Source organism: Pseudoalteromonas luteoviolacea H33-S (assembly GCF_001625695.1).
Taxonomy (GTDB): domain Bacteria; phylum Pseudomonadota; class Gammaproteobacteria; order Enterobacterales; family Alteromonadaceae; genus Pseudoalteromonas; species Pseudoalteromonas luteoviolacea_B.
Genome location: NZ_AUXY01000053.1, coordinates 25,410 through 50,957 on the forward strand (window position 1 = coordinate 25,410; position 25,548 = coordinate 50,957).

At 41.7% G+C, this 25,548-nt stretch carries 18 protein-coding genes; 12 read left to right on the plus strand and 6 right to left on the minus strand.

The window, feature by feature from the left end; all coding sequences use genetic code 11:
• Positions 1–4 precede the first annotated feature (4 nt).
• The 3 genes from N477_RS05090 to N477_RS05100 are packed head-to-tail and all read left to right on the plus strand — an operon-like array spanning position 5 to position 5,600.
• A complete protein-coding gene (locus tag N477_RS05090) occupies positions 5–3,133 on the plus strand; it encodes an efflux RND transporter permease subunit (RefSeq protein ID WP_063360509.1) in 3,129 nt (1,042 codons plus the stop codon).
• Between the two features lie 2 nt (positions 3,134–3,135).
• Complete coding sequence (locus N477_RS05095) at positions 3,136–4,554, plus strand: TolC family protein (protein WP_063360508.1); 1,419 nt, start codon at positions 3,136–3,138, stop codon at positions 4,552–4,554.
• A 38-nt stretch (positions 4,555–4,592) separates the two neighbouring features.
• Complete coding sequence (locus tag N477_RS05100; protein ID WP_046356489.1) at positions 4,593–5,600, plus strand: zinc-binding dehydrogenase; 1,008 nt, start codon at positions 4,593–4,595, stop codon at positions 5,598–5,600.
• Between the two features lie 36 nt (positions 5,601–5,636).
• On the opposite strand, the gene N477_RS05105 is transcribed toward N477_RS05100, so the two are convergent.
• Positions 5,637–6,158, minus strand: a complete 522-nt coding sequence (locus N477_RS05105) for an acyloxyacyl hydrolase (protein WP_063360507.1) — start codon at positions 6,156–6,158, stop codon at positions 5,637–5,639.
• Positions 6,159–6,399: 241 nt separating this feature from the next.
• Between N477_RS05105 and N477_RS05110 the strand changes: the two genes are divergently transcribed.
• Positions 6,400–7,035, plus strand: a complete 636-nt coding sequence (locus tag N477_RS05110) for an ABC transporter substrate-binding protein (protein WP_063360506.1) — start codon at positions 6,400–6,402, stop codon at positions 7,033–7,035.
• Between the two features lie 218 nt (positions 7,036–7,253).
• Positions 7,254–10,061: a hypothetical protein gene (locus tag N477_RS05115; protein WP_063360505.1), complete on the plus strand. Its 2,808-nt coding sequence runs from the start codon at positions 7,254–7,256 to the stop codon at positions 10,059–10,061.
• 16 nt (positions 10,062–10,077) lie between these two features.
• On the opposite strand, the gene N477_RS05120 is transcribed toward N477_RS05115, so the two are convergent.
• The 3 genes from N477_RS05120 to N477_RS05130 all read right to left on the minus strand — a co-directional run bounded on the left by N477_RS05120 (position 10,078) and on the right by N477_RS05130 (position 13,012).
• Entirely contained in the window at positions 10,078–10,992 is a 915-nt protein-coding gene (locus tag N477_RS05120; RefSeq protein WP_081216342.1) for a formylglycine-generating enzyme family protein, read from the minus strand.
• 104 nt (positions 10,993–11,096) lie between these two features.
• A complete protein-coding gene (locus N477_RS05125; protein ID WP_081216341.1) occupies positions 11,097–11,999 on the minus strand; it encodes a formylglycine-generating enzyme family protein in 903 nt (300 codons plus the stop codon).
• A 110-nt stretch (positions 12,000–12,109) separates the two neighbouring features.
• On the minus strand, positions 12,110–13,012 hold the full coding sequence (locus N477_RS05130) for a formylglycine-generating enzyme family protein (RefSeq protein ID WP_081216340.1): 903 nt from the start codon (positions 13,010–13,012) through the stop codon (positions 12,110–12,112).
• A 217-nt stretch (positions 13,013–13,229) separates the two neighbouring features.
• Between N477_RS05130 and N477_RS05135 the strand changes: the two genes are divergently transcribed.
• Complete coding sequence (locus tag N477_RS05135; protein ID WP_155731801.1) at positions 13,230–13,826, plus strand: hypothetical protein; 597 nt, start codon at positions 13,230–13,232, stop codon at positions 13,824–13,826.
• Between the two features lie 188 nt (positions 13,827–14,014).
• Positions 14,015–14,197 carry a hypothetical protein gene (locus N477_RS05140; RefSeq protein ID WP_063360503.1) on the plus strand — a complete coding sequence of 61 codons (183 nt, stop codon included), beginning with the start codon at positions 14,015–14,017 and terminating at the stop codon, positions 14,195–14,197.
• Positions 14,198–14,438: 241 nt separating this feature from the next.
• Here the strand turns inward: N477_RS05140 and N477_RS05145 are convergent, their stop codons facing one another.
• Positions 14,439–17,021 (minus strand): M1 family metallopeptidase, encoded by a 2,583-nt coding sequence (locus N477_RS05145; protein WP_063360502.1) that lies wholly within the window; start codon positions 17,019–17,021, stop codon positions 14,439–14,441.
• 408 nt (positions 17,022–17,429) lie between these two features.
• Positions 17,430–20,144: a hypothetical protein gene (locus N477_RS05150; RefSeq protein WP_155731802.1), complete on the minus strand. Its 2,715-nt coding sequence runs from the start codon at positions 20,142–20,144 to the stop codon at positions 17,430–17,432.
• A gap of 783 nt (positions 20,145–20,927) precedes the next feature.
• On the opposite strand from N477_RS05150, the gene N477_RS05155 reads away from it, so the two are divergent.
• From N477_RS05155 to N477_RS05175, 5 genes are all read left to right on the plus strand, one after another.
• Positions 20,928–21,428: a lipocalin-like domain-containing protein gene (locus tag N477_RS05155; RefSeq protein ID WP_063360500.1), complete on the plus strand. Its 501-nt coding sequence runs from the start codon at positions 20,928–20,930 to the stop codon at positions 21,426–21,428.
• A gap of 209 nt (positions 21,429–21,637) precedes the next feature.
• Complete coding sequence (locus N477_RS05160) at positions 21,638–22,192, plus strand: HAD family hydrolase (RefSeq protein WP_231098051.1); 555 nt, start codon at positions 21,638–21,640, stop codon at positions 22,190–22,192.
• 64 nt (positions 22,193–22,256) lie between these two features.
• A complete protein-coding gene (locus N477_RS05165; protein ID WP_063360499.1) occupies positions 22,257–22,901 on the plus strand; it encodes a DJ-1/PfpI family protein in 645 nt (214 codons plus the stop codon).
• 332 nt (positions 22,902–23,233) lie between these two features.
• On the plus strand, positions 23,234–23,524 hold the full coding sequence (locus tag N477_RS05170; protein WP_063360498.1) for a hypothetical protein: 291 nt from the start codon (positions 23,234–23,236) through the stop codon (positions 23,522–23,524).
• Between the two features lie 1,102 nt (positions 23,525–24,626).
• Positions 24,627–25,370, plus strand: coding sequence for a class I SAM-dependent methyltransferase (locus N477_RS05175; protein WP_063360497.1), 744 nt, complete (start codon positions 24,627–24,629; stop codon positions 25,368–25,370).
• Positions 25,371–25,548 lie beyond the last annotated feature (178 nt).

Consider the following 25,548-nt stretch of genomic DNA (forward strand, 5'->3'; position numbering starts at 1 on the left):
CGTTATGAAATTTTCCCACTTTTTTATCAATAGGCCCATTTTTGCGGCCATGCTGTCGATGATTTTTATCATCACAGGTGCTATCTCATTGTTTCAACTGCCGGTCAGTGAATACCCAGAAGTTGTGCCGCCTACAGTTGTTGTTAACGCAACATACCCAGGTGCTAACCCAAAAGTCATTGCAGAGACTGTGGCAACGCCACTTGAGCAAGAGCTCAATGGTCTTGAGAATATGTTGTATCACGGCTCGCAAGCTACCAGTGACGGGCGTTTAACCTTGACTGTCACGTTTGCACTAGGTACTGATCTTGACCAAGCGCAGGTACAGGTACAAAACCGTGTGAACAATGCATTACCGCGTTTACCGCAAGAGGTACAGCGCCTAGGTGTCACTGCTCAAAAGTCATCACCCAACCTTGCATTGGTTGTGCACTTGGTATCACCCAATGGTGAGCAAGATACTGCTTACATGGCAAACTACGCTGACTTATACATCAAAGATGAGCTAAAGCGCCTACCGGGTGTGGGTGACTTGCAGCTATTTGGTGGTGCAAAGTACTCAATGCGTGTTTGGCTAGACCCAGACGCTTTGGCTGCACGTAACTTAACGGCCTCTGATGTGGTTAATGCACTGCGTACGCAAAACCAACAAGTTGCAGCAGGTTCATTGGGCGCACAGCCAACACCTGAAGAAAACCAATTTCAAATTTTGTTAAATGTAAAAGGCCGTTTAGAGAGCATTGAAGAGTTTGAAAGTGTGATCATTAAAGTGGGCGACAATGGCGCACTGACACGCTTGAAAGACATTGCTCGAGTTGAACTTGGCCAAGAAAACTATGCACTGCGTGCAATGCTTGATAACCAGCCAGCCCTTGCAATGCCGATTTTCCAGCGTCCGGGCACCAACGCCATTGAATTATCTGATGATGTGCGTGAAACCATGGCACGTCTTGAGAAAACATTCCCAGCGGGCATGACTTATGAAATCGCTTACGACCCAACTGTTTTTGTTCGCGGTTCAATCGACGCGGTTATCATGACCTTAATGGAAGCAATTCTATTGGTAGTTGTAGTGGTTGTGGTGTTCTTGCAAACATGGCGCGCCTCTATTATTCCATTGATTGCGGTACCGGTATCTTTGATTGGTACGTTTGCCGTGATGCAAATGTTAGGTGTTTCAATTAATACCTTATCTTTATTTGGTCTAGTGCTCGCAATCGGTATTGTTGTGGATGATGCCATCGTGGTTGTGGAAAACGTAGAGCGTAATATTGCAGATGGCCACAGTCCATACGAAGCCACTAAAATTGCCATGACGGAAGTGACTGGCCCAATTATCGCGATTGCATTTGTACTGTGCGCAGTATTCATTCCAACGGCATTTATTACGGGCTTATCGGGTCAGTTCTACAAGCAATTTGCGCTTACAATTACGATTTCGACGCTGATCTCAGCATTTAACTCACTGACGTTGTCACCTGCGCTATCCGCTATTTTATTAAAATCGCACGATGCGCCAAAAGACAGATTAACACGCATGCTTGATAAGCTATTTGGTGCATGGTTATTTAAGCCATTCAACCGTTTATTTGATAAAGGTGCAAAAGGCTACGAAGCCATCGTTAAAAAGCTTATCCGTATGAGTGTGGTTGTTGGTGTGGTTTATCTTGCACTTGTTGGCTCAACCATTGGTTTGTTCCAGTCTGTACCGGGCGGCTTTATTCCACAGCAGGACAAGCAATACCTGGTTGCCGTTGCGCAATTACCAGATGCAGCAAGCTTAGACCGCACTGAAGAAGTCATTAAACAGATGCAAGAAATTGCACTGCAAGTGCCGGGTGTTGCACACACGGTTGCATTCCCAGGCTTATCTGTAAACGGATTTACTAATAGCACCAACAGCGGCATTGTGTTTACGCCACTGGATGACTTTGCAGACAGAAACGACCCAAGCTTGTCAGCGCAGGCAATTGCGATGCAGCTGAATATGCGCTTTGCAGCCATTGATGAGGCATTTGTTGCGGTATTTCCACCGCCGCCAATTTTAGGCTTGGGCACAACCGGTGGTTTTAAACTGCAAATTCAAGATAGAGGCAACCAAGGGTTTGAAGCATTGTTTGCAGCGTTACAATCGACCATAGGTGCGGCGCAGCAAGATCCAGCACTGACCGGCCTTTACTCCAGCTTTAGAGTACAGGTTCCGCAAATGGACATTAATATCGACCGCGAGCAGGCGCTCATCCAAGGTATTCCATTACAGGAAGTATTTGATGCTTTACAAGTATATTTAGGCTCTGTTTATGTCAATGACTTCAACTTATTTGGCCGCACTTACCAAGTGAAAGCGCAAGCTGATGCTGAATTTAGAGCGAAAAAAGAGCAAATTAATAACCTGAAAGTGCGTAATGCCGCGGGCAACATGGTGCCATTAGGTTCAGTTGTTACCGTTGAAGCAACCACTGGCCCTGATCGTGTGATGCACTATAACGGTTATGTGACAGCAGAGCTAAACGGCAGCCCTGCGCCGGGTTACAGCTCAGATCAAGCGCAGCAAGCCATTGAAAAAGTACTGGCAAATACCTTACCTGAAGGCATGGCGTACGAGTGGACTGAAGTCACGTACCAGCAGATTTTGGCAGGTAATACCATGGTGTATGTGTTCCCATTGGTTGTGGTTTTAGTCTTTATGGTACTGGCAGCGCAGTACGAGAGCTTGCGTTTACCACTGGCGATTATTTTAATCGTACCAATGACGATATTCTCGGCACTTGCTGGTGTGTATATGCTAGGTGGTGACAACAATATCTTTACGCAAATTGCTTTGATTGTATTGGTGGCATTGGCATCGAAAAACGCCATCTTGATGGTAGAGTTTGCCAGAGACAAGCACGTACAAGGTGCGACACATTTAGAGGCCATAATTGAAGCATGTCGACTAAGATTACGTCCAATTTTAATGACCTCAATCGCGTTTACCGCAGGTGTTATCCCGCTGGTATTAGCATCAGGCGCGGGTGCAGAAATGCGTCAAGCCATGGGTAACGCAGTATTTTTCGGCATGATAGGGGTAACCGTGTTTGGCTTACTATTTACACCTGTATTTTATCGTCTAGTAACGCCAAAGGAGCAATAAACATGCGCATTATTAAACTGTCTATTTTAAGTCTGACTGTTGCTGCAATGGTAGGATGTACAAGCACCTCCTACGAGCAAGATGTGGTTGCAAGTCAGCAGGCATTTAACTCGCAAGTTGACGGCACAGCGGTACTCAACACAGTGACGCGCTCGGATGAAGCCAATTGGTGGCAGCAACTTGAAGACACGCACTTAAATCAGTTGGTGGTGGATGTGATGTCTGCCAACCAAAACCTCAAAGCCTCTGCAGCGCGTTTGCGCGCTGCAATGGCGGGGCTAAGTGAAGCTCAGCGCGCTCGCTTACCACAAGGTAATATTAATCTTGTTGGCCAGCGCGGTACCACAGTACTTACTAATGGCATGCAAGGCCCAATTAATGAATCACTAAATAGTGGCGGTGCATTAACATGGGATGTGGATTTATCGGGTCGTATTGCCAAGTTGGCGGATGCAGCCGCATCCGCAGCAGAGGCGCAGCAAGGCCAGTATCAAGCTCTGGCAGGAGAGCTAGTCACAACGACCATACAGAGTTACCTGCAATGGCAGGCGCTGAAGCAAACTCAGGCCTTGACTCAAGCGCAACTGACAGCACTTGAAGAATCCATAGCCATTATTGAGATCCGTGTTAAAGAAGGCGTGGCAACAGAGCTGGAGCTTAATCGCACCAAGTCGCAATATTTTGAGCACAAGCAACGCTTACCGCACATTGCCACAGAACTGGCTCAAGTTGAGCAGACATTGGCAGTGTTGACCAACAAGTCGACTGATAAACTAGGTTTGCATGCATTAGAGCAGAGCCGCTATGAAGCGTTAGCGATTGCCGTTAACGTAAACTCGGCATCAGATGCATTGCTGCAACGCGGTGATGTACAAAGTGCAATTGCCAAGCTTAAACAGCAAAGCTACCTGTCGCAAAGTGCAGAGCGAGCGCTATATCCAGACATTAGTTTTTCGGCATTTGCTGGGGTGCTCAACCCAACTGGGGTTAATTTTAATGATACCCAATCTAGCTGGCAGGTTGCCCCCACGTTGAGCTGGTCTTTGTTTAGCTACCCACAATTATTGGCACAGTTAGACAGGCAAGCGGCGCTGAGCGAGGCGAGTTACTATGACTACCGTCAAACCTTAACCCATGTTTTGGCACAGGCTGAGTATTCATTACGTGCCTTGTCACAAGCTAAAGTGCAAGTAAATTATGCACATGAGCAAGTGATTGCAGCCGAAAGTGCTTATCAGCAAGCAACCGCAGGATATAAAGAGGGGCAATTGGGCTATCTTGAGTTGTTGGATGCGCGACAAGATGTTTTAATAGCGCAACAATCGCAAATGGCCATGAGAAATATGCTACTTAGCTCGTCGGTAAGTGTATATGGTGAACTAAACGGACAATGGTCTAAGGCTTTGGTTGCAAGTATTTAATACTTGCAACAGCGCCACTTTTGGAGATACAACATACTATGTCTATTGAAAACACGAAGATGAAAGCCCTTGAATTACGTTCGCACGGGCTCGACTTTGACTTAGTAATGAGCGAACACGCCATGCCTGAGCCAGGCAGTAATGAATTACTTGTGGCCATTGAATATGTTGCGCTCAATCACTTAGATGCAAAAATGGCAAGAGATGGGTTTAGCCAATGGGAATACCCGCATATATTGGGGTTGGATGCCGTTGGTACAGTGATCCAAGCTGGTAAAGGGGTATTTCCAAAAGCGGGCACCCGAGTGTTGTTTAATGCGAACTTGGCACAAAAAGGCATGTTAAAAGAGTTTGCGGTGGTACCCAATCACGCAGTTTCTGAATTGCCAGCCGATATTAGCCCAGAAGTGGCGGTGATCTTACCGAATGCTGGTATGGCTGCTTTACTCGCCATTGAAAAGTTAAAGTTACAAGAGGGTGACTCTCTCGCCATCAATAGCGCACAGGGTGCCGTGTCGCATTTTGCCATTCAATACGCAAAGCAAAAGGGCGCGCAAGTCTTTGCTTTTGCACAAAAAGAGCATCATAAACGACTGCGTAAGTTAGGCGCTGACTTTGCTTTTGACTGTGAGTCAGAAAACGTGTGCGACCAAATTAAGCGCGAGATTGGCCCTGAGGGTTTTGATTGCATTTTAAACACCTCTGGCGGCGACTCGTTTGTGACAGACTTAGAACATTTACGTTTTTGTGGCCGCATAGCCTGTTTGAATGGGTTTAGTGAAATCCCTCAAGAGCTGTTGTTTGAGAAGTCGCCAAACATTGGTGTTGTGTCAATTGGTGGTGCTTGGCTAGCAAATAACCTCTGTGCACAGCAGCACTTATGCTTTATGGGGCAAAAGCTCCTAGCTGATGTGAAATCAGGTCAGATCAAAGTACCTGATATAGAACTCATTGAATTTAGCGCGCAGGCCGTGAAGGATACTTTATCCTGCTTGCTCACCGCGTCGTGTCAAAAGCGGCCAGTGATTAAAATCGAACACGTATAAAAAAAGCCACAACCTAGGTTGTGGCTTTTTTTATGCTTAAAATTTGGATGAGTAAGAAAGAGATAAAAAGTCCAAGCCCGGGTTTGGGCTTTTAAAGCCAGCATTAGAATAATGAATATATCGCATCGCGATATTGGCTTCTCCTAAGTTGTAAACGAGCCCTAATCGGTCTTCAAACTGGTAATGGGTACTGACGTTTTTTCCTGCAAACTCAGTATCTTCAAGTAGTGCCAAGCCAATGCCAAACTCGATAGACAAAGGTCTGTTATAGAGTGTCATGACTGGGTATCGGAGCACCGGAGATACAGCTAAGACAAAGTTTTGGTCGTACTTGCCGCTGTCACCAAAACGCCAAAAGTTGACGCTTGACTCGAAATACATATCAACATGATGCCAATTGTCGGGCAGCCATGATTTTGTATGGTACTGATAAGCAAGCTTTACGCCCCGTACATCTCCTTCTCCATGAATATAATGTACTCCGTAACCATGAGGCGAGCTAGCCAAGGCTGACCCCGACATAACCAAAGATAAAAGTAAGCCTGATAAGTGTTTCATAACGCGTGGTTCAATAGAGAATTTGCGTTATTGTGCGCGTTATTTTTATGTCTAAATAGAAACTAAAAAGCAATTTATTGGTGCTGATTTGGCATCATTAATATAAGTGTTTGGTTTTTCTGTTAATTATTAATTTGTGCATTATTGGCATCAATCAATTGCTATTTTGTTGACTTTTTTAACTGTAAAGGAGGTGTACACTTACCTTAATCGCACCTTAACAACAAAAGAGAGCAACACAATGCGCACTTGGTTTTTAGCATTTGCCTTAATAGCAGTATTGATATTCGGCCTAAGTTTTTCTGCACACGGTCAGAGTGATAATCAAACAGCTAGTCAGCTAGATGTATTAGCACAAGACTTGAGCTTACAGTTTAAACAAGCCACTGAGCAACTGGCTCTGTTGCCTGTCAACGAACGAGATATGTTTGCCATGCAAGTCGTTAATGCACAGCTTGCACCGCATTTAGACTTGGAGTTTTCTTCTTTAAAATTACTAGGTAAGCATGTTCGCGGTTTAGATAGACAGCAAACCGCTGAGTTTACAAGGCTGATTGAGTCACAACTAGTAAATATGTATGCCCAAGTGCTGGTGGAATATAAAGGCGCTGATGTGTCGTTGCAGTCTTTACAAACTAATCAGGGCCGAAAGTTTGCAGAGGCGGCCATTGATATCAATAAGCCCAATAGCGAACACTCGCAACTTATCTTTAAGTTTAAACAAGATACGCAAGGTCAGTGGCGCGTATATGATGTGATCTCTCGCCATGTTTCGCAGTTAAGTGTTAAGCGTCAAAGCTTGGTATTAAAAATCAGTGAAATTGGTTTTGAGCAGTTAAATCATGAGCTAAGACAAGCACAAGCAAATAATATTTAAAAAGATTGTTGCACCTTAAAGGTTAACAAACCTGCGCAACAAGGTGTGCAGGCCTTACGAATTAAGTAGTAGGGAAGCGTGGGTTTGAACAATTATTGCAAATGGGCAAATTGTCGGTTTTTTTGCCCTAGTTGCATCTCTATGAAAAGGTTTTTTTGTGCTTTACACTGCCAATCCATATAGGTTTTTTGGCAGTAAATTTACAAGGAAGCATTTTTATGACGTTGTTAAAGCAGCAGCACTTTTTGGGACAACTCGAACAAGACAAGCAACATTTATCCCCCTTTTTACCAGCGCAAGACAACCCAGTATTGTGCGCCGAACCTGCGCCGCCAAACCCTTATTGTGAATTACCCATGCGGGGTGTACCCAGTGATATTTTAACAGGGCTTAAGCCACACTATTCAAGCTACATACGTGTACCGGTAAGTTCAGCAAGATACTGGCATACCGGATTTGATTTGCACGCAGACAAACAGTTGTATTGTGTTAATAAAAACAGCACACAGCGAATTAGTACCGCGTTACAAAGTCAATCAGCGGATACGTATGCGTTTATTAAAAAACCGCCCGTGAGCGTATCAACCCAAGCTGTAACAGGTGCGCCGGCCAAGCCGACAAGCGCGATGTTTAAATCAGATGCAGCGGCGGTCGCCGCTGGTGCACTGCCAAAAGAGCACATTGAAAATCAGCCGAAAAATGCAGATACCATTGCCCCCTCGGTGATCATCAGTCAGCCAAAAGACGCGCAAACCTTGGTTTTAAAGCAAAGTGCGCAAACTAAAAAGCGTTTTGCACACCATGTGATGCGACCCGGTGAAACCGTTGAAAGTGTGGTGGACCTGTACACAGGGACACTCGACACTGGCCGAATATATGGCTTTAACTATCCACAAATTACCGCTAAAAAGCCACCTAAACCCGGTGACACCATAAAAGTACATACTGGCTATGATGTGCTAGTCAAAGGTCAGTTTTATAACAGTCATTCTGTTGAAGTTAGTTGGCAAGGGCCAACATCCGGAACACTGCACGCAGAGTTAGAACGTATTGAGGGTGAGTATCAGCCTGATACGGGATATGAGTACACGCTTGCCTTGCCGCTTATTGAAGGCCAGTACCAGCTTACCGCCAATGCGGATGGCGCAAGTCATCGCATTCAATTTTCGGTTGTTGAGTCAAATGAACAGCAACAAATTGTAGATATTATTTATATCCCAGCGGATCATAGTTTTGTTGCCGTTACCCAGTCACTGGCGGATATTTTAGATGCGCAAAGAGCCGAGCTGAACCCCTTAATTGAAAACTTAAAGCAGTGTATCGCTGGGCAGAGTCAAGATGTTGTTGGTCAAGGACCAAGCGAAAGTTTGGTTAAAGCCAAAGAAGAGCTCAACAGTGCATTAAAGCCTTTAGTGAGCGGGCCAAGCGCGAATAGCATCACAGAAGTGATAGGTTATAAAGGTAATAAATATACCTATGTACGCAGTGATAAAGTCGCGAACCACACTCGCAAATATAAAATTAAAACCGATATTCGCGATGGCCGACGTTTTAGCAATGACAAAGGAGAGCTTGATAAAGATAAACTCGCTCAAGCCCTAAAGAATGACTTAAGTAAGTTAAAGACCAGTTTTAAGTTTGATCACAAGCTACTCGATGACTACACCGCAGTGTGGGGCGATTGGGCTAAAGAGTTAAACAAAAACCTCAGTATAAAAGGGTTTGAAAAAAGCGATTACTTTGATGCCAGCGCAGATGCTAGGTTGATGCGCTATACACATGGTGCCAGTATTGCCGCAGCATTTAATCCCAAAGATGGCGTTTTTGCTTTGCAAGGCGATTTTAAATCAGACTTTGCCGTGGGGGAGGCAAAAGCGGAGCTTAGTGGCTATTTACCCAGTAAGCGCGGATATGAAATGACATTTATGATGCCGCTCAAAAACAGCATCCAAGAGCGCGAAGTTAATTTGGGGGCGATGAGGCTAGGTGCAACCGTATCCGTGTTTGGCTATGCTGGGGCAAAATTACAAGCATCAGTGAATTTGGGCTGTTCGCTCAAGCAAGGCAAAATGATGGTGAACGGTCTAAGTGAGCAGGAGAAAAAGCAAATGCGTAAAGCTGACCGCATGTTTGAGCCAGTCAAAGGGGGAGCAGAGGCTTTTGTTGGCGTATCCGGCGGGTGTGAATTGGCAGGCGCCTTACAGTGGGACAATCCAGAAAAGAAAAAGCGTCCAGCATTTTGTGATCTTGCAAAGATAGGTGGCAAAGCGCAAGGTTCTTTAGGCGCAGGTGCCCAATGGGGCTTTTATATTGGCTACGAGGATGGCAAGTTTAAGATCCAAGCAAAAGCCAGTCTTGTGTGGGGCGTTGGCGCAGGTGGAGAGCTTGTCTGTGAAGTAGGCGTGGATGAGCTGCTAACATTAGTACAATTTGTATATCACCAGCTGAAAAATGAAGATTATGATTATTTGACCTTTATACAGCCCTTGGCGTTTAAGGTGTTGTACAAGGCGGTTATGCTGCAGATTTATACTGGAAAAAATGCAGTCGAGTTTCTATACAGGTCCAGTTTACAAGTTGATATGGCGTGGCGAAATCAAATAGTGCAGCACGTTAAAGTGAAAAAGTTGGCTAATCAGATAATTGCGAAGCCTGAGGTATTGAAGTTTACACCGCCAGAGGCCAAAGGCGCTTTTTTAAATGCCTTAGCTAATAGTAATCTGGCGAGTTATTTTGATACAGACTCATACAGTTGGTCAGGATTTAATGAGCAGAGAGAAAATGCCATCTTGGTTATTTTAAAGCATATATTGTGTAGGCATGAACTCAACAAAGTATTGCGGCATATGGGTGAAGGGGGGACAAATTGTTCCAAGCAAGAGGGGCTAGACCAACTAAATAGTATTTTAGATTTCTCTCAACAAACCCAGTTTGATGCATGGCAGCGCCAGCTGCCATTCAGTGCTAAAGAGGGCTCTGTTGAGGTAGCAATGGTGAAGTCAGAACCATTCAGCGCAACAGCATAGCAATTTAAAGGTGTGTCTAACCATCTAGAGGTTGTGATTGATTCAAGGCACATCTAAAGCCGCTTGCTCTGTAGGCTACATTGAGTTCGTCTAGTTCCTGACGTGTAAAAACATTACTGCCTCTTGGCGATTCTAAAAACATTCCGCCTCGCATGACCTTTTTATCGCCTGTGCTGGGTCCTTTGGGGTTATGTTCAGGAGAATGTTGGAAATAATCCTCTGCCCACCAGTCATTAACCCACTCGATCATATTGCCACTTAAATCATAGAAGCCTAGCGGGTTCGGTGGGTACGTCCCGCTGATTGCAGAGCTATCATCGCTAACCGAAGGTGAAAAGTTAACACCAAGGTCTAGTAATCCTGTATCAGTGGCAAAAGGCATATTCTCCCCTCGGTTACGTGCAGCAAACTCCCACTGTGCTTCAGTGGGTAAATCAAAGGGTAAATTTGTAAGCTTAGCTAACCACAGACAGTAGTTTTTTGCGCCATACCAGCTCACGCCCGCCGGGTATTCGGGGCCTCGCCAGATTTCTTTTTTATCCCATTCGTTCCACATCACTTTTGGCTGGTTATGTACCGCAGTGTATAAATCAAAGTCCCCATAACTGACTTCATAAGCACCCATAGAGTAGCTGGTTAATGTGACCTTGTGTGCAGGTTTGTTATCAGTCGCGATGGTCCAAGGCAAATCGTCGGGCCCACCGCCATCTCCCATCATGAAGCTACCGCCCTCAACAAAAATCATCTGGGCTTTGGTGCGCGCAATCAAAGCTTGAACTTGTTTGTCTTGCTCTCCCGTGATTTTGTCGATGCGCTGAGCAATCTCATCACAGCCACCCAGCAATATGCTTGCGAAAGGTACGAGTATGAGATGTTTAGTCCGATAGGGCAGTAAATCTGAAGCGGTTTTGTCGAAGCCATTTTTAATCATTAATTACTTATCCTTAGTATGATTAATTTATGCACTAGCATATCAGGGACAGGGTATAGGAGAAAGTGAATCGTTATAAAGTATGAGGTTTAATCGTTTTTAAGTTAAAGAGGTTGTGATTGATGTAAGGCACATCTAAACCCAGTTGCGCGATATGCAATATCGAGCTCATCAGACTCTTGTCGAATATATACATTACTTGCTCCGGGGGATTCTAAAAACATCCCACCACGCATGACTTTTTTCTCGCCTGTGTTGGGTCCTTTGGGGTTATGTTCAGGAGAGTTTTGGTAATAATCCTCTTCCCACCAATCATTTACCCATTCATTTAGGTTTCCGCTTAAATCATAAAAGCCAAGCGGGCTAGCAGGGTAAGTACCTGAAGGCTCAGGGTCGTCGGTATTCAATTCGTAATTTCGACCTTCATTAATCTCTCCATTATCCGTTGCAAAAAACAGGTTTTCGCCTCGGTTGCGAGCGGCAAACTCCCACTGTGCTTCAGTCGGTAAATCAAAGGGTAAATTTGTAAGCTTAGCTAACCACAGGCAGTAGTTCTTTGCGCCATACCAGCTCACGCCCGCTGGATATTCGGGCCCTCGCCAAATTTCGTTTTTGTCCCATTCGTCCCAGACTGTTTTTGGGAGAGTATGTACCGCAGTGTATAAATCAAAGTCCCCATAATTGACTTCGTATGCGCCCATCGAGTAGCTAGTTAATGTGACCTTGTGTGCAGGTTTGTTATCAGTCGCGATGGTCCAAGGCAAATCGTCGGGCCCACCGCCATCTCCCATCATGAAGCTGCCGCCTTCAACAAAAATCATTTGGGCTTTGGTGCGCGTAATCAAAGCCTGAACTTGTTTGTCTTGCTCCCCTGTGATTTTGTCTATGCGCTGAGCAATCTCATCACAGCCACCCAGCAATATGCTCGCCAGAGGAACGAGTATGAGTTGTTTAGTACGATAGGGCTGAAAATTAAAAGCGGTTTTGTCGAAGCCATTTTTAATCATTAATTACTTATCCTTAGTATGATTAATTTATGTACTAGCATATCAGGGACAGGGTAAAGGAGAAAGTGAATCATTATAAAGTATGAGGTTTGAGGCTTAGGCTTTTTAAATTAAAGAGGTTGTGATTGGTTTAGGGCACACCTAAACCCCCTAGCTCGATAAGCAAAGTCAAGTTCATTGGACTCTTGACGCTTGTAAACATTACTGCCTCTTGGGGATTCTAAAAACATTCCACCACGCAAGATTTTTTGATTGCCAGTGATTGGTCCTTTGGGGTTATGTTCAGGAGAGTTTTGGTAATAATCTTCAGCCCACCAATCGTCTACCCATTCACTAAGATTCCCACTCAAATCATAAAAGCCAAGTGGGCTTGGTGGGTAGGTACCAGAAGGTTCAGCGTAGTCTGTATTCAATTCGTAATTTCGACCTTCATTAATTTCTCCATTATCCGTTGCAAAAAACAGATTTTCGCCTCGGTTACGAGCTGCAAATTCCCACTGTGCTTCAGTCGGTAAATCAAAGGGTAAATTTGTAAGCTTAGCTAACCACAAGCAGTAGTTTTTTGCGCCGTACCAGCTCACGCCAGCTGGATATTCGGGCCCTCGCCAAATTTCGTTTTTGTCCCATTCGTCCCAGACTGTTTTTGGGAGATTATGTACCGCAGTGTATAAATCAAAGTCCCCATAACTGACTTCATAAGCACCCATAGAGTAGCTGGTTAATGTGACCTTGTGAGCAGGCTTGTTATCAGTAAATCGGGTCCATGGCAATCCATCGGGCGCGCCGCCATCTCCCATCATGAAGCTGCCGCCTTCAACAAAAATCATCTGGGCTTTGGTACGCGCAATCAAAGCCTGAACTTGTTTGTCTTGCTCCCCTGTGATTTTGTCTATGCGCTGAGCAATCTCATCACAGCCACCTAGCAACATGCTTGCGAAAGGAACGAGTATGAGTTGTTTAGTACGATAGGGCTGAAAATTAAAAGCGGTTTTGTCGAAGACTTTTTTAATCATTAATTACTTATCCTTAGTATGATTAATTTATGCGCTAGCATATCAGGGACTGGGTAAAGGAGAAAGTGAATAGTTATAAAGTATTAGTTTTAAAGGCTTAGTTTGTTGCTAATTTAGAAATAATTATATATTGTCATGTTTAGTTTAAATGTGCGCTTTTGTTTGAAAGAGCTAGGTGCTTAAGCACTTTGAATATCTATTACAAAGGGTGGAGCATATGACTCGAAAAATCGATTTCACAACATATTCTCTTGATGATTTGTATCTATCAGCAGAGGCTGTAGATCGGGAGAAACCCCCTGATATTGCAAAGGAAATCGATAGGTTAATTTTAGAAAAAGAAAAGCGAGAGCCAGTCACCCACCACAGGAAACTTTCTGCAGACTCAATTTACAGCAATGCTATTTTTCGCATTATTTTTTGTATGTTTTTTGCAATCTCTCCAGCTATTTTTTTCTCATCAGTATTCGTCTATGAGGCACTTCAGTTCATCATAACACCTGTTTTCGTTGTGGCTTTTGGCTTAGTCTTTTTTAAGTTGTGTTTTAGGGACACTGCTGATCTAGTTTATGACGAAGGGGATGCTTTGCTATTTATAACAAACGATAAACAACAACGGGTAGAGCTAAAAGATATTATCAGAGTGAGGCACGTCATGAGAAATCGGAGATTAATACGAGTTCAAATAAAAAACGATGGTGGGATCGAGTCAGAGTTAATGTTTGAACCAAAAGTTAAGTCTAAGCTGCGCACTATAAGCCCTTTGGTTAAGGAGTTAAATAGAAGAGCAATGTCTGCCAGACGTACACGGTGACCTGAGATTAAACGCAATTTAAAGTTTATTCTAGGTTTCAATATGAGCGGCGCACGTGGAACTTGAATTCTGGGAAGCCTAAGTTATTTGGTAAATTACATAGAACACCATGGTGTTGCAAAATGATTGCAGGGGTGTTACGTTGAAAGTCCCATCAATGGGAACTTAATCAATCATAAGGAAAGAAAATGAAATTTAAGTTAAATAAGAAAAATATCAAAAACTTATCTAAAGCATCATCTCTAAACCAGAACCTGACACCTAAGATTGGTGGTGGTCACGGTAAAAGACTCGCTCAAAATAATGCTGGCAATCGCGTTCCTCAACATTCTGATTTGTTTGAAACATGCGTCTTTACGGACTTTTGCTAGTTTAAGAGTGTAGCTCCCAACTAGGTTGGGAGCCTTAAGTTTAAATTATTAACCAACTTAGCCCTCAGGGGTTAACCTATTAATAACCCTGCCTCTTCCACACAAATCGGTTATGCTGCGGTGTTCATCACCTTGATAAAACTCAATCATATTTAGATGGATATGTAACTGACTCATACTTAGAAATAGTTTGTATAAGTTGTATTGAGTAATAGGGCAGCCCTATTACTCAACATGAGGTTTATAGTTGTTTTAAGAACCGCTCAGCTGAGGCGAGCTCTCTTTTTTGTAAAGATAGACACGTGTTTAGTCTGAGCTCTGCGGTTGGCAAGCTTTTACCCATCCCAGGAAATGCTTCAATTTTTGATGCATAGAATGACTTAATAGCTTTAAAGCCTTGCTCTTGGCATTTTGGCATTGAAATGTAAGGTAAATAAGAAACCACATAGGGCGGGACGCGCTTTGCGACTTGCTCAAAGTTTTCAAAAATCCACTGGTTCATTTTTGCTTTTCGCTCTGGGCGATAGCTTAACCCTCTAAGTACGGCAGGCGTATCTGATGCCGTTAATTTATCCGTTAACAGGTAGCTTTGTACTTGGGACTGAAGATCTTTTTGATTAAAGTAACCGAGGGCCGATAACAGTTTAACGCGAACACTTGGGGTGGCTGTTTGTTCTATTGTTGATTTAAATTGATTAAGTAGTGCCTGATCGCCAAAGTAAGCCGCAATTTCAAGATAAGTTTTCGCTAAGTATGGGTCTACTTTACTGGGATCTTTTAAGAACTGAACTGTTTGCTTTTGTGCTTCAGCGATGATGTTAGTATCTTGCACTTCAAAAGCAGCCAGTCTGAACACCATTGCTCTTAATTCAGAAACAGTGTCAGACTCGCCAGCTTGTTTTTCAAAGCCATACAGCTCGATAGCATCGGACACTTTTTGAGAAATTAAAGACTGCCACTGAGATTGGTTTTTATCTGTCTCAAAGGTGCGCATATTACTTACAATCCCCTCTAACGCATTGGCGGCAACCTTCGGGTGAGCATCATTGGTGAATGTGTTAAGAGAAGCGAGTAGGGTGTAGGCATTAATTTTACCTGCATCCATAAGTTGCTTGGCAGTTTCGATTAAAGAAAGCTTTTCGCGTGTGTTTAATGCTTTGTCAGCCTGTGTCAACACTGCTTGATATTGTGCTTCTGGCATGGACCACAAATAGTAGCCAATGGCATTGTCATTAGGGTACACCCAAGTCGGTGTAAAATCGAGTGTAACTGATTGAGTTTGCTCAGTGAGTAGGACTCTTTTCGTGGCTACATTGCCTTTGTTATCACCATATTTGATAGAGACAGGCACTTTCCAAAGTTGTTCTTTAGCCTTTTGCCCTTTAGGTAAAAATCGAGCCTGAGTGAGTGTGAGCGTTTTGCCTGACTGAGTAAAATCGATTAAAGGGAACGATGATTGAGAGACAAAAGAGTCTAAAACACCCGGAACATCCTTTTTAGAGACCGCTTTAAGCTCAGACCATAAATCTTTTGCTTCTGCATTTTTATAGGCATATTTTTTTATGTAATTACGCATGCCTTGTTGAAAGACTTCATGGCCTATCCACTCTTCAACCATAGTAAGTACCGCACTACCTTTAGAGTAGGCAAGGCCCAGTCCATCCATAATATCGTCTGAACTGTTAATGGGCTTACGAATAGGCTTGGTAGTGATCATGGCATCTCGTACCATGGCATTATGCTGCGGCAGCAACAAATCACGCTCTAGCTCAGGGTATAACTTGGTGACCACCTTGCCACCTATCCAAGTTGCGAATGCTTCGTTCAACCACATATCATTCCACCATTTCAAGGTCACTAGATTACCGTACCATTGGTGTGCAAGTTCATGTGCAATAACGTATAAATGTGTATTGAAATCTCTGCGGGGCTGAATAATGGGATCAACAAGGAGAATTTCTTCGCGATAGGTGATCAACCCTGCATTTTCCATCGCACCATAAGGAAATTCAGGTAAAGCGACCTGATCTAGCTTTTTGTATGCATACGGAATGTCAAAGTACTGCTCTAGTGCGTTAAGGATTTTGGGCGTTTCTTTAACCGCAGAGTGTGCAATACCAATTTTTCCATGTGGCGTCACAATATTGCCCGGCACCGACATTTTTTCAACGGGGACGTGTTCAAAAGGCCCGACAGCCAGCGCGACTAAATAAGATGACAGAGGGGGCGTTTTATCAAAGTAGTGCGTTGTTTTTCCATCGTTTGAATCGGTTTTAATGACAGGCGTATTGGCATACACTTTTTGTGAAGATGGCGCGGTAATGGTGAGTTGAAAAGGGATCTTAAATTCTGGCTCATCAAATACGGGAAAGGCACGCCTTGCGTCACTCATTTGGAATTGTGTAAATAGGTATGGCACACCTCTATCAATCGACTTATAAAGGCCAACACTTTGACGATTATAAGGCGCATCGAATGCAATTTTTAAGGTGTATTTCCCTTTTGGGATATGCGTGTCACAAGCAAGTTTCACTTTTCCTGTCTTCAACATTGTATCTTTTAGATCGCATTGCTTATCGCCGAGTAGTTTGGCAAATTCAATGGCGTAATCAAGTCCATTCAATTCAATAAATTGCGTGTCTTTTAAAACTTGAATGTCAATGGTGGTTTGCCCTGAAAAACGCTCTTTAGCAGGGTCTACATCTAAACTAACATGTTGCTGTATTGGTTTTGCAACCTTAGCTAATCGGTAGTCTTCGCTCATATTAGCTGAAGCAGTAAGAGAAAGAAAAATGGCAGTTGATAAAATAGTGCGATTAAACATTAATTGTCCTTTTTTGTTGTTATTACTAATTGTTTACACAAGCTGTAACAAGTTAAAAGTTAATTATTCTTTTAAGGTTTAAAGGGAAGTCACATGTTTGGTATTTTTATTTTTTAACTATATGTTTTAAAGTTGGTTTATTTTATTTTTGTGTTGTGGAGGTGCTTTGAGTGAGATATAGAATATATGTAACATAATCTTTCAAAGTGTTTACGCTAGATAGTATGTTAATTAGCGCTAATGTATAGCCATTGATTTAAGCTTGGAGAAAGTATCAAAAGTAGTAATAATGGACAGGTATGACCTTATTATTTTCTTCAGCTGGCTCAGACTATTGGTCTCAAAGTATAAAAAGCTGTTAGCGTATAACGGTGTACCCATCGGTAGATAGGCACAGTAATGATCAGTTTAGGGGCTTATAACCAACTTTTTTCTATCTAAGGTAATATGGTCATGGTTGTCATGAATGGTGTTAAACCTTATTTTCGCACCACTCCAGCTGCCTAGACCCGTATCTAAAGTTTGACTATTGGCCGTCAACTGGCCTGTTAACATCAAGGTTTTTAACCAATGCATCGGCAACATTGAAAAAGCTCTTCCTGTCCCTGAATATAGACGTGCTACCTCGTTGTTTTGTCTTAATAAGGCCAAGCCAGCCCTTTGATTACTGATCCATTCAATCACTCTCTCTTTAGCGACTGCGTCGCCTTCTAAGGCCTTGATCACATCCGATCTCATCGCTTTATAGTTTCGCGTTCCATTTCTATTTCGTTCAGTAAAATGCAAGGTGTCTATATCTGTGCCTAATTTATGAGTCTTGTGACCGATATTCCGGCCATGCTCTCCCGAGATGTCATTGACTTTAGTGATGAGGTGGGAATTGTCATGGAGCCAGAGATAAGTTCCTTTTGAAGCCCAGCCATCACCGCCGTGATCACGTGATCCAAAACGTGCAATGTGGCTGGGCAATGACCAAAGTGCTACTTTATTATTTGTGTACTTACGGGCCACGGCCTCTGTCCCATTTTTCTCTGCGTGAACTTCAAACCGGTAGTTAAAGCTATGGAAAGCGGCATTTTGCAATAAACCTGATATAGCCTGCTGCTTAAAAGTGGTGATCACTCGGTAATTGTCATTGCCTAAATTTGTAACAAAGGGGCTGCCGACTCCCGCGTCTGTGATCAGTATTTCATCGCCAGCGCCAATCGGTGGAACTAGGTATACTTTGACCCTTTCAATTGTGACATCGTTGAGTTTACTGACTGCCAAGTCAAAAGTGCGCTGAAAGGTATTTAATTGGGGCGCCTCTGGTATCGAAGCGTAATTTTTAACGTAGCGAGTGTTACCGACACGCAGGTTCTCTTTAACATGATCAATGGTGATATTGGGAACGATCAAAACAGCACCAACATTGGTTGGGTGATTACCAGAGGTACCCGGCTTATCTTTAGCTGTAAGGCGTACTTTAATTTTTTTCTCACCTGGAGGCAGGTATTCCAGATTAAAGACTTCCGTCACAGAGGTATTCATTATTCCCCGTGAACCTGGTTGCAAAATAGGCTCAATATACTGCTGTGATAATACGCCTCTTGATTGTAGGTAAAACGGCATACCATCCTGTCCTTGCAATGAGACTGACCAGACGTCATTTTGTGGGGTATGGTTTTCACCTAAATAGACATCGGTGAACTCGAGGGTGTTCATGGTATAAAATAGCGATATCGTTTTTACAGATGCGTCAATGGTATATTCATATTCAGAGGGGAAAGGCAGTTGAATACCGCCTTTCTTTGAAGAGACAAAAAGCATCCTGGGCGGTTGACTGCCAGCTTCTGAAAAAGGCTCACCAAATGAGTGAGACTGTAAGTAAGACTCCACTATCTGGGTGGTTTGTTCAATCGCTTCCTCTATCAATTCTTTGGTCGGTTCAGCGGCCTCTTGCGCTTGTTCAGTGCTGTTTGGCAAAGCAACAGGTTGGGAAGGGGTTTGCGCATGTATAGTGTAATAGCTATCAATACTTGTGGCTTCTTGATAACCTTTGAGGTGCAGACTAATATCCATAAACAGCCCGAGTTCCACGAAGGCCACGGAATTATAGGTCTTGCCGTCCATTGCACGCCAGTGTGCTTGCAGTTTCCAGTGGCCTCCCAGAATAAACCCTGATTGGTACTTGCCGTTTTCATCCAGTTTCAGATCCAAGCTAAATCCACTTTGTTCATGAAGTGCAGTGAGTTTGACGCTTGAATAGTCAATATTGGGGTGTGCAGCGTGTGGTGTGACGCCAAGCTTAATTTTTGCTGCTGCAAAGTAGGTTTCAACGCATTTCCCAAAAAACTGTTGGTTATCATTACTGGCGGTGTAACATAGTTCCAGTTGATCATTTCCTAGACGAGTCAGAATATCCAAGAATGCGGGTTTATCTTTGATAAGCAGTACTCCGTGCTCATTTAGTTTGACCAATTCATCAAGGTACTCTGTAGCTCCAATTGATACTTGCCCAATAGAGATATCCTCGATATATTGCGTGAGAAGATTGCCATAGCGTGGGCTTTTAAATGAGAGCGCCAAATCAGTATCGGGTGTGATCTTATCGGGCACGCCAATAAGCTCAACGTCTTTTGTATACACTTCAATGTCATCATCAAAAATAAGTGTAAACTGATAGGCATTACCGGGAGTAATATATTGTCTTATTGAAGCCCCCTGGTGATGGATTTCCACTTCCGTGCTGCCATCTGGTAAAGGGTATTCTAACCTTAGTATTCCATTATCATTGGTTAAGCCTTGATAAACGTTATTGATTAATATTGCACCGTTATCCAGTGGTTGACCATCATCTTTAAGGGTCAAAGTTACTTGAATATCGGCCACAGGCTCATTATTTTCGATATTGACCTGAACCCAGCTATTGTAATGTGTGGCTTCTGCGGGGCAAGCACTGTGCTTGATAGGGCAGTTATTAATATTCCAGTCCGTCGCGGCAAATAGCGCATTGTTAAACTTAACGATGCTGGCCCGCTGATACGTATTCTGCGTGGTCCAATCGGTAGCATTCTGGATATCGAGCCTCAGCCAGACACTGGATTGTTCTGGTAAGGTGTTTTGGGTCCAATGTGTACTCATATATAGTACTTTGTGGTATTCGCAAATATCTCCCTTGTTATAGACTTTTGTGTTGTCACAGAGTTGGATGTCCTCCAAAGCTTTTCCCTGCATTGGCAACCAGGCACTGAACATAATCAGCATTAAACTTAATAAACTTAACGACTTCAATTCCTTTTCTCCTTGTTGTGTTAAATGTGCTCAATTGTAATACTGTAACCATATGGTCGGTCAAACTGCAAATGAATAGGCAGGAGTAGTAAAACAACAAAGCCACACATAAAGGGGAGGCTCAAATCTATCGCTTACATAGTATGCTGTGTAGGCCGTGCTTTTTGTGTTTTTCAATTAGCAAAATACTGAGTGTAGCAATCAGTTGAAGGTATTTATCAAATGCTGCAAAAATAGCTAAAAAGAATTTATAGGTTTAAAAGCTTATAATAAGTCAATCAAGGAAGTGATGCTGACGCAGAGAGCTATATTGTGTATTTAGACTTATATTGCTTGATAAGCTTTCTCATAGCGGTTTAGGTGAAGAGATACAACCAAGAATAGATGGCTGTGCACTACGGTAGTCTTCAATATAGGACAGCAGGACAAATTATTTATGGGTATCTAAACAAATGAAAATTGTGTTATGTTTGTTCGCTTAAGTCGCTGTTGTTTTGTTATTTTATAAACTAAATTATGGCTCCGGCTTTTTCCTCACCTTGTAAAAGCCAAGGCTAACACTGTGGGTGAATTATGATGTTGTCTTGTGATTAAATGCTTACAATCATGGTATAAAATAATATGGATGTATGAATGATGAGAATTTTATTTACTTTAGTACTAGCAGCAGGATTATTGAGCGGATGTAAAGCTACAAACAATAACAGTCAAGTTGATACCCTTGAAGGTGAATGGCAACTAGAACTTGAAACACTCGTTATAGGTGACCAGAAATACACTACTTTTGATGGTAAAAGTCGTGAAATGATAAAAATATTTACGGATAGTCATTTTGCGTTTTCAAGTATCGGTACTAATCGGCCTCGATTTAACTCATATCAATTAACCAAAGAACAAAAAGCGGTCGCGTTTGATAATTTTGGGGGATCGTTGGGTCGCTATAGCTACGAGAATAATATATTGACTGAACATATTGACTATTCCAGTTTTCCAAATTATGAGGGGGTATCCATTCCTTTTAAAGTTACGATAATTGGAGACACTATGATCCAAGAAGGGGCCTACCCGCTGGTTAAGCTGGGTTTAGGGGAGCAAGATGGATACTTGCGTGCAACTTTCAAACGTATTAAATAAACACTAAAAGCGATATAAACAAAAATAACAAGTTTAGGTGCTCTTAGTATTGTTCATTAAATAGCATGGTTTGGTTATCTACCTTTGGGTAAAAATAAAATTTTTAAAAGAGTATGTAATCATATTGAGCTGTGCCAGTCACTTATAACAAGGCTATATAAACTCGAGTAAATATAATGGATTAGGGGGTAAAGCAAAGGAGATGTAATTTGAAACATATAATGTTTGATATTGATACTAATTGGTCTCGTTATGAACATGTCACAGATAGTGGGATCCTTAATCAGTTTTTTAAAGAAGAGCATATTGAAAGTCGTGAGCGTATCTCTGAGCATATTAAGCGTGCTTTTTTATCTATAATACAAACTCGAATTGAAAATAACCCAGTCTTTGAAATACCTGGTGCTCGTCAATTTATCTCTAACTTAAAAGAAATGGATGATGTTGTCATTTCACTTGCAACTGGTGGTTGGTACGAAAGTGCTATTTTAAAACTGGAATCTGCTGGTATTGATACATCCAATATCCCTATTGCATCTGCTAATGATCATTATTCAAGAATCGAGATTATGAAAATTGCTGAAAAAAGAGCAGTTAGAGAAGAAAAAGTATCGTTTACATATTTTGGAGATGGCTGCTGGGATTTGAAAGCGTGTAAAGAGCTGGGAGTTAACTTTGTTTTAGTAGGGAATAAATTAGAACATAACCAGTCAATTATGAATTTTAAAAAGCCAAGAGAAATACTAAAATATATTGGCCTGTAATTGATTATTAAAAGGAAGCTTATAGTTGCGCTTACCAAAAATGAAGCGAAAAGGATAAAGTTTGATGTATAAAGTGGGTGTTGTATTGTTTGATGATTTCACAGATGTGGACTTTTTTCTTATGTATGACTTACTAGGTCGTACATCCGATAGTTGGACAGTGAGTATACTTGGCACTAACCCTGAGCATAGCTCTCAACTTGGTATTACGGTGAAAACTGATGGACATATTTCAGAAGTTGAGAGCAAAGATGTAGTGCTGCTCACCAGTGGCAAGCGGGGTATTCCCGCAGCGATTAAAGATGCTGAATTTATGTCAGAGTTAGTGCTTGACCCGACTAAGCAGCTAATTGGCTCGATTTGCGCGGGTGCCTTTATACTTTATGAACTTGGGTTATTAAAAGACAAGCCATTGACTACAAACCCAGATGCGAAGCCTACTCTACAGAGTATGGGAGGAGACGTTCAGGACTTACCACTTGTCATAAATGGAAACATAGCCACTGCCGGAGGCTGCCTTTCATTGGTATATTTAATTGGTTGGTTAGCAGAGCGGCTATTTGATGCAAACAAACGGAGAAATATCCAAAACCAACTGATCCCAGCTGGCCAATTCGCCATTTTTGAAGACTTGATTGCCACAACTATTCATTCAGCTGAATTGGCAAATGAACAGAACTCAGCGTTAAGAGAGACACATAGCGCGTGACATTGTACTCTGCCTAGATTATTGCGCTATTAATGAGTACGTATGTGTGTGTTATACATGGCTGAAAAAAGAAATTATTTACCCTAACCGCCAGTTGGAGCCTCAATTTTAAGAGTAACAAAAAGTTCACCAATAAAGTGTTCTTTTTTATTGTGAAAAATTATAATTGCATATCTATGTTTTTATTTGTTATTTATTTTCGCATAGGTTATAGGTTGTTGTTTTTTGATGTTATTTTTTTTGAAATGCCATGTGTTGATTTTATTTTTTTATTATGTGATTTTTTAAATGGATATCTTGAGTGGATATCATAAAAAAATAAGGAAATAAAAATGAAAAAATATATTGCACCATTATTGTTATTATCATCGCTGGCAGTATCAGCATCTGACGAAGTTTCTGTAAACGCTACTTCTTATTATGGCCCAATTACAACTTGCCAATATGAGTATGCAGGTTCTACACCGATGTCTATGAACAATGTGTCAGCTTCTCATGTTGAAATTCAGGGATATATGATCAGATATCGTCATAAGGGATATATTCAGTGTTTAGGTCCAATTCACATAAATGGAAAAATATACACTTTTGACACTCAGTGGTACTCTTACGGTCGACTTTAAGCAAAGTTAGATTAATCTCGCATTAATACTTAACATGGCCATTACCAATGGCCATGTTTATTACATGTCTATCAGGTTAAATGTAACGATTTTTTTTGACCAATATTATCAAAATAGTTGATAATTTATTGGTGCTAATTAAATTACGTTTTCTATGTGTTGGTTTGCTTTCATAATCGGAATAAGTTTAAGGCAGACATATATCCCTGTTTATAAAAAGTTTCTGCTCAGACTGTTGTATCTCAGCTTATCCATTTATTATGGTTATACTTTATAAATAAGCTGGCTGAAATTATTAAGTAAGTCATGCACAGCATCCGTATCTACTAAACCTGAAACGATTTTCATGACAAAGATATGATTTCCAGAAAAATTGTGCAGCCTTAGTGTTTGCTCATGGTTTATTTTTTGAACTCCGGCAGCATCACCTATCCCTTTTCAATGTGCCACCAACAGTATCATCGCGAGTAGAGCTAATTACATCACATATTCCGTAGCTGGCGCCGCTACCACTTCATCGGATGTCTTCTGTCAACTGATTGTGCGGTTGTAAGTTGTCTCAGAACCTTTGAAACCATATAGATTGATGCAGGCTCTAATATTTTGCACAGTCACCTTTCGCTTGGGGTTGCAGCTCCATTTATACTGTTAGCCATAACTCACTTAGCCCTAATCAGTGAATAACATTGGGGTAACATTGAGGTAACATTGAGGTAACATTGGAATAGCATTGGAATAACATTGAAATAGCATTGGAGTAACATTGGAATAACATTGGAATAACATTGGAATAACATTGGAATAACATTGGACAGTCACAAATTTTCTTCCTCGCAAAACCTTCTTTGTGCCAGAGGTGGGACCGGAAGGGTTGTGTCCGAGAGAGTTTTGGTAATAATCCTCTGCCTACCAATCTGAGATGTAATTAATTTCTAAAATTATCCTCTAAGAAAAAGAGTTGTATATTTTTTGAATAAAAAGACAAGGAAAATATGTGAGGGTGCTACTTGTTTTTGTTTGAAGCTTACTGGCACTTTGTTAAGGTATAGATATAAGTGATTGTTAATTACTGTCTTACGAAATAAAAAATAAGGAATAATAAATGAAAATAAGTAAGGTTAAGCTATTCAACATTATATCACTCATTATGTTAGGTTTTTCATTATCTTTTCAAATTAATGCTAGCAATGTATATGAGGGGGTGGTTAACAACCCAGAGAGACTAAAAAGTGACTTCGCTTACGATGAGAAGCGAAAACCAATAGATATTCTTCCTTTTACTCAAATAAAAGCTGGCGATAAAGTCCTTGAACTTGGTGCTGGGGGCGGATATACAACTGAGCTATTGTCATTTTTAGTGGGTAAGTCAGGTAAAGTCTACGCACACTTTCTATACAAAAAAGAACGACTTGAAAACAATAGACTCCCAAATGTTATTTCTCTTAGAGAGCATTCTTTAAATGAACATGGAAAGGTGCTTACTGAGAACAAAATCCAATCCGATAAATTAGATGCAATTATCATTTTTTTTGTATTGCATGATATGTATCTGAATAACGAAATGAGTGATGAGCTATTAACTAATTTAAAAGCAGCATTAAAGCCTGGTGGTAGTGTGATTATATTAGATAACGCTGCCAAACCTGATTCAGGGCTGGCTAATATAGGTGATCTTCATCGGATTGGAGAGAATTTCGTTAAAGCTGAAATGGAAAAAGCGGGTTTTGTGTTTGATGGTGAAACCAAAGTATTAAGAAATAAGCAAGATGATCACACTAAGCCTTGGGGACATTTTGAAGGTTTACAAGACCGATTTGCTTACCGATTTAAAAAGCGAAAAATGTAGTCACAGGTAATAACATTGGATAATAACATTGGACAGTCACAAATTTTCTTCTTTTGGTATACCGTTACAAATGATAACTTTTTGATTGTTAGACCGGTGACGCACAGGGAGGGCAATTTTGGGGGCAATTTTGGACAGACATAAATTTATTGCTTTAATCATGTTGTTTGACTACTGT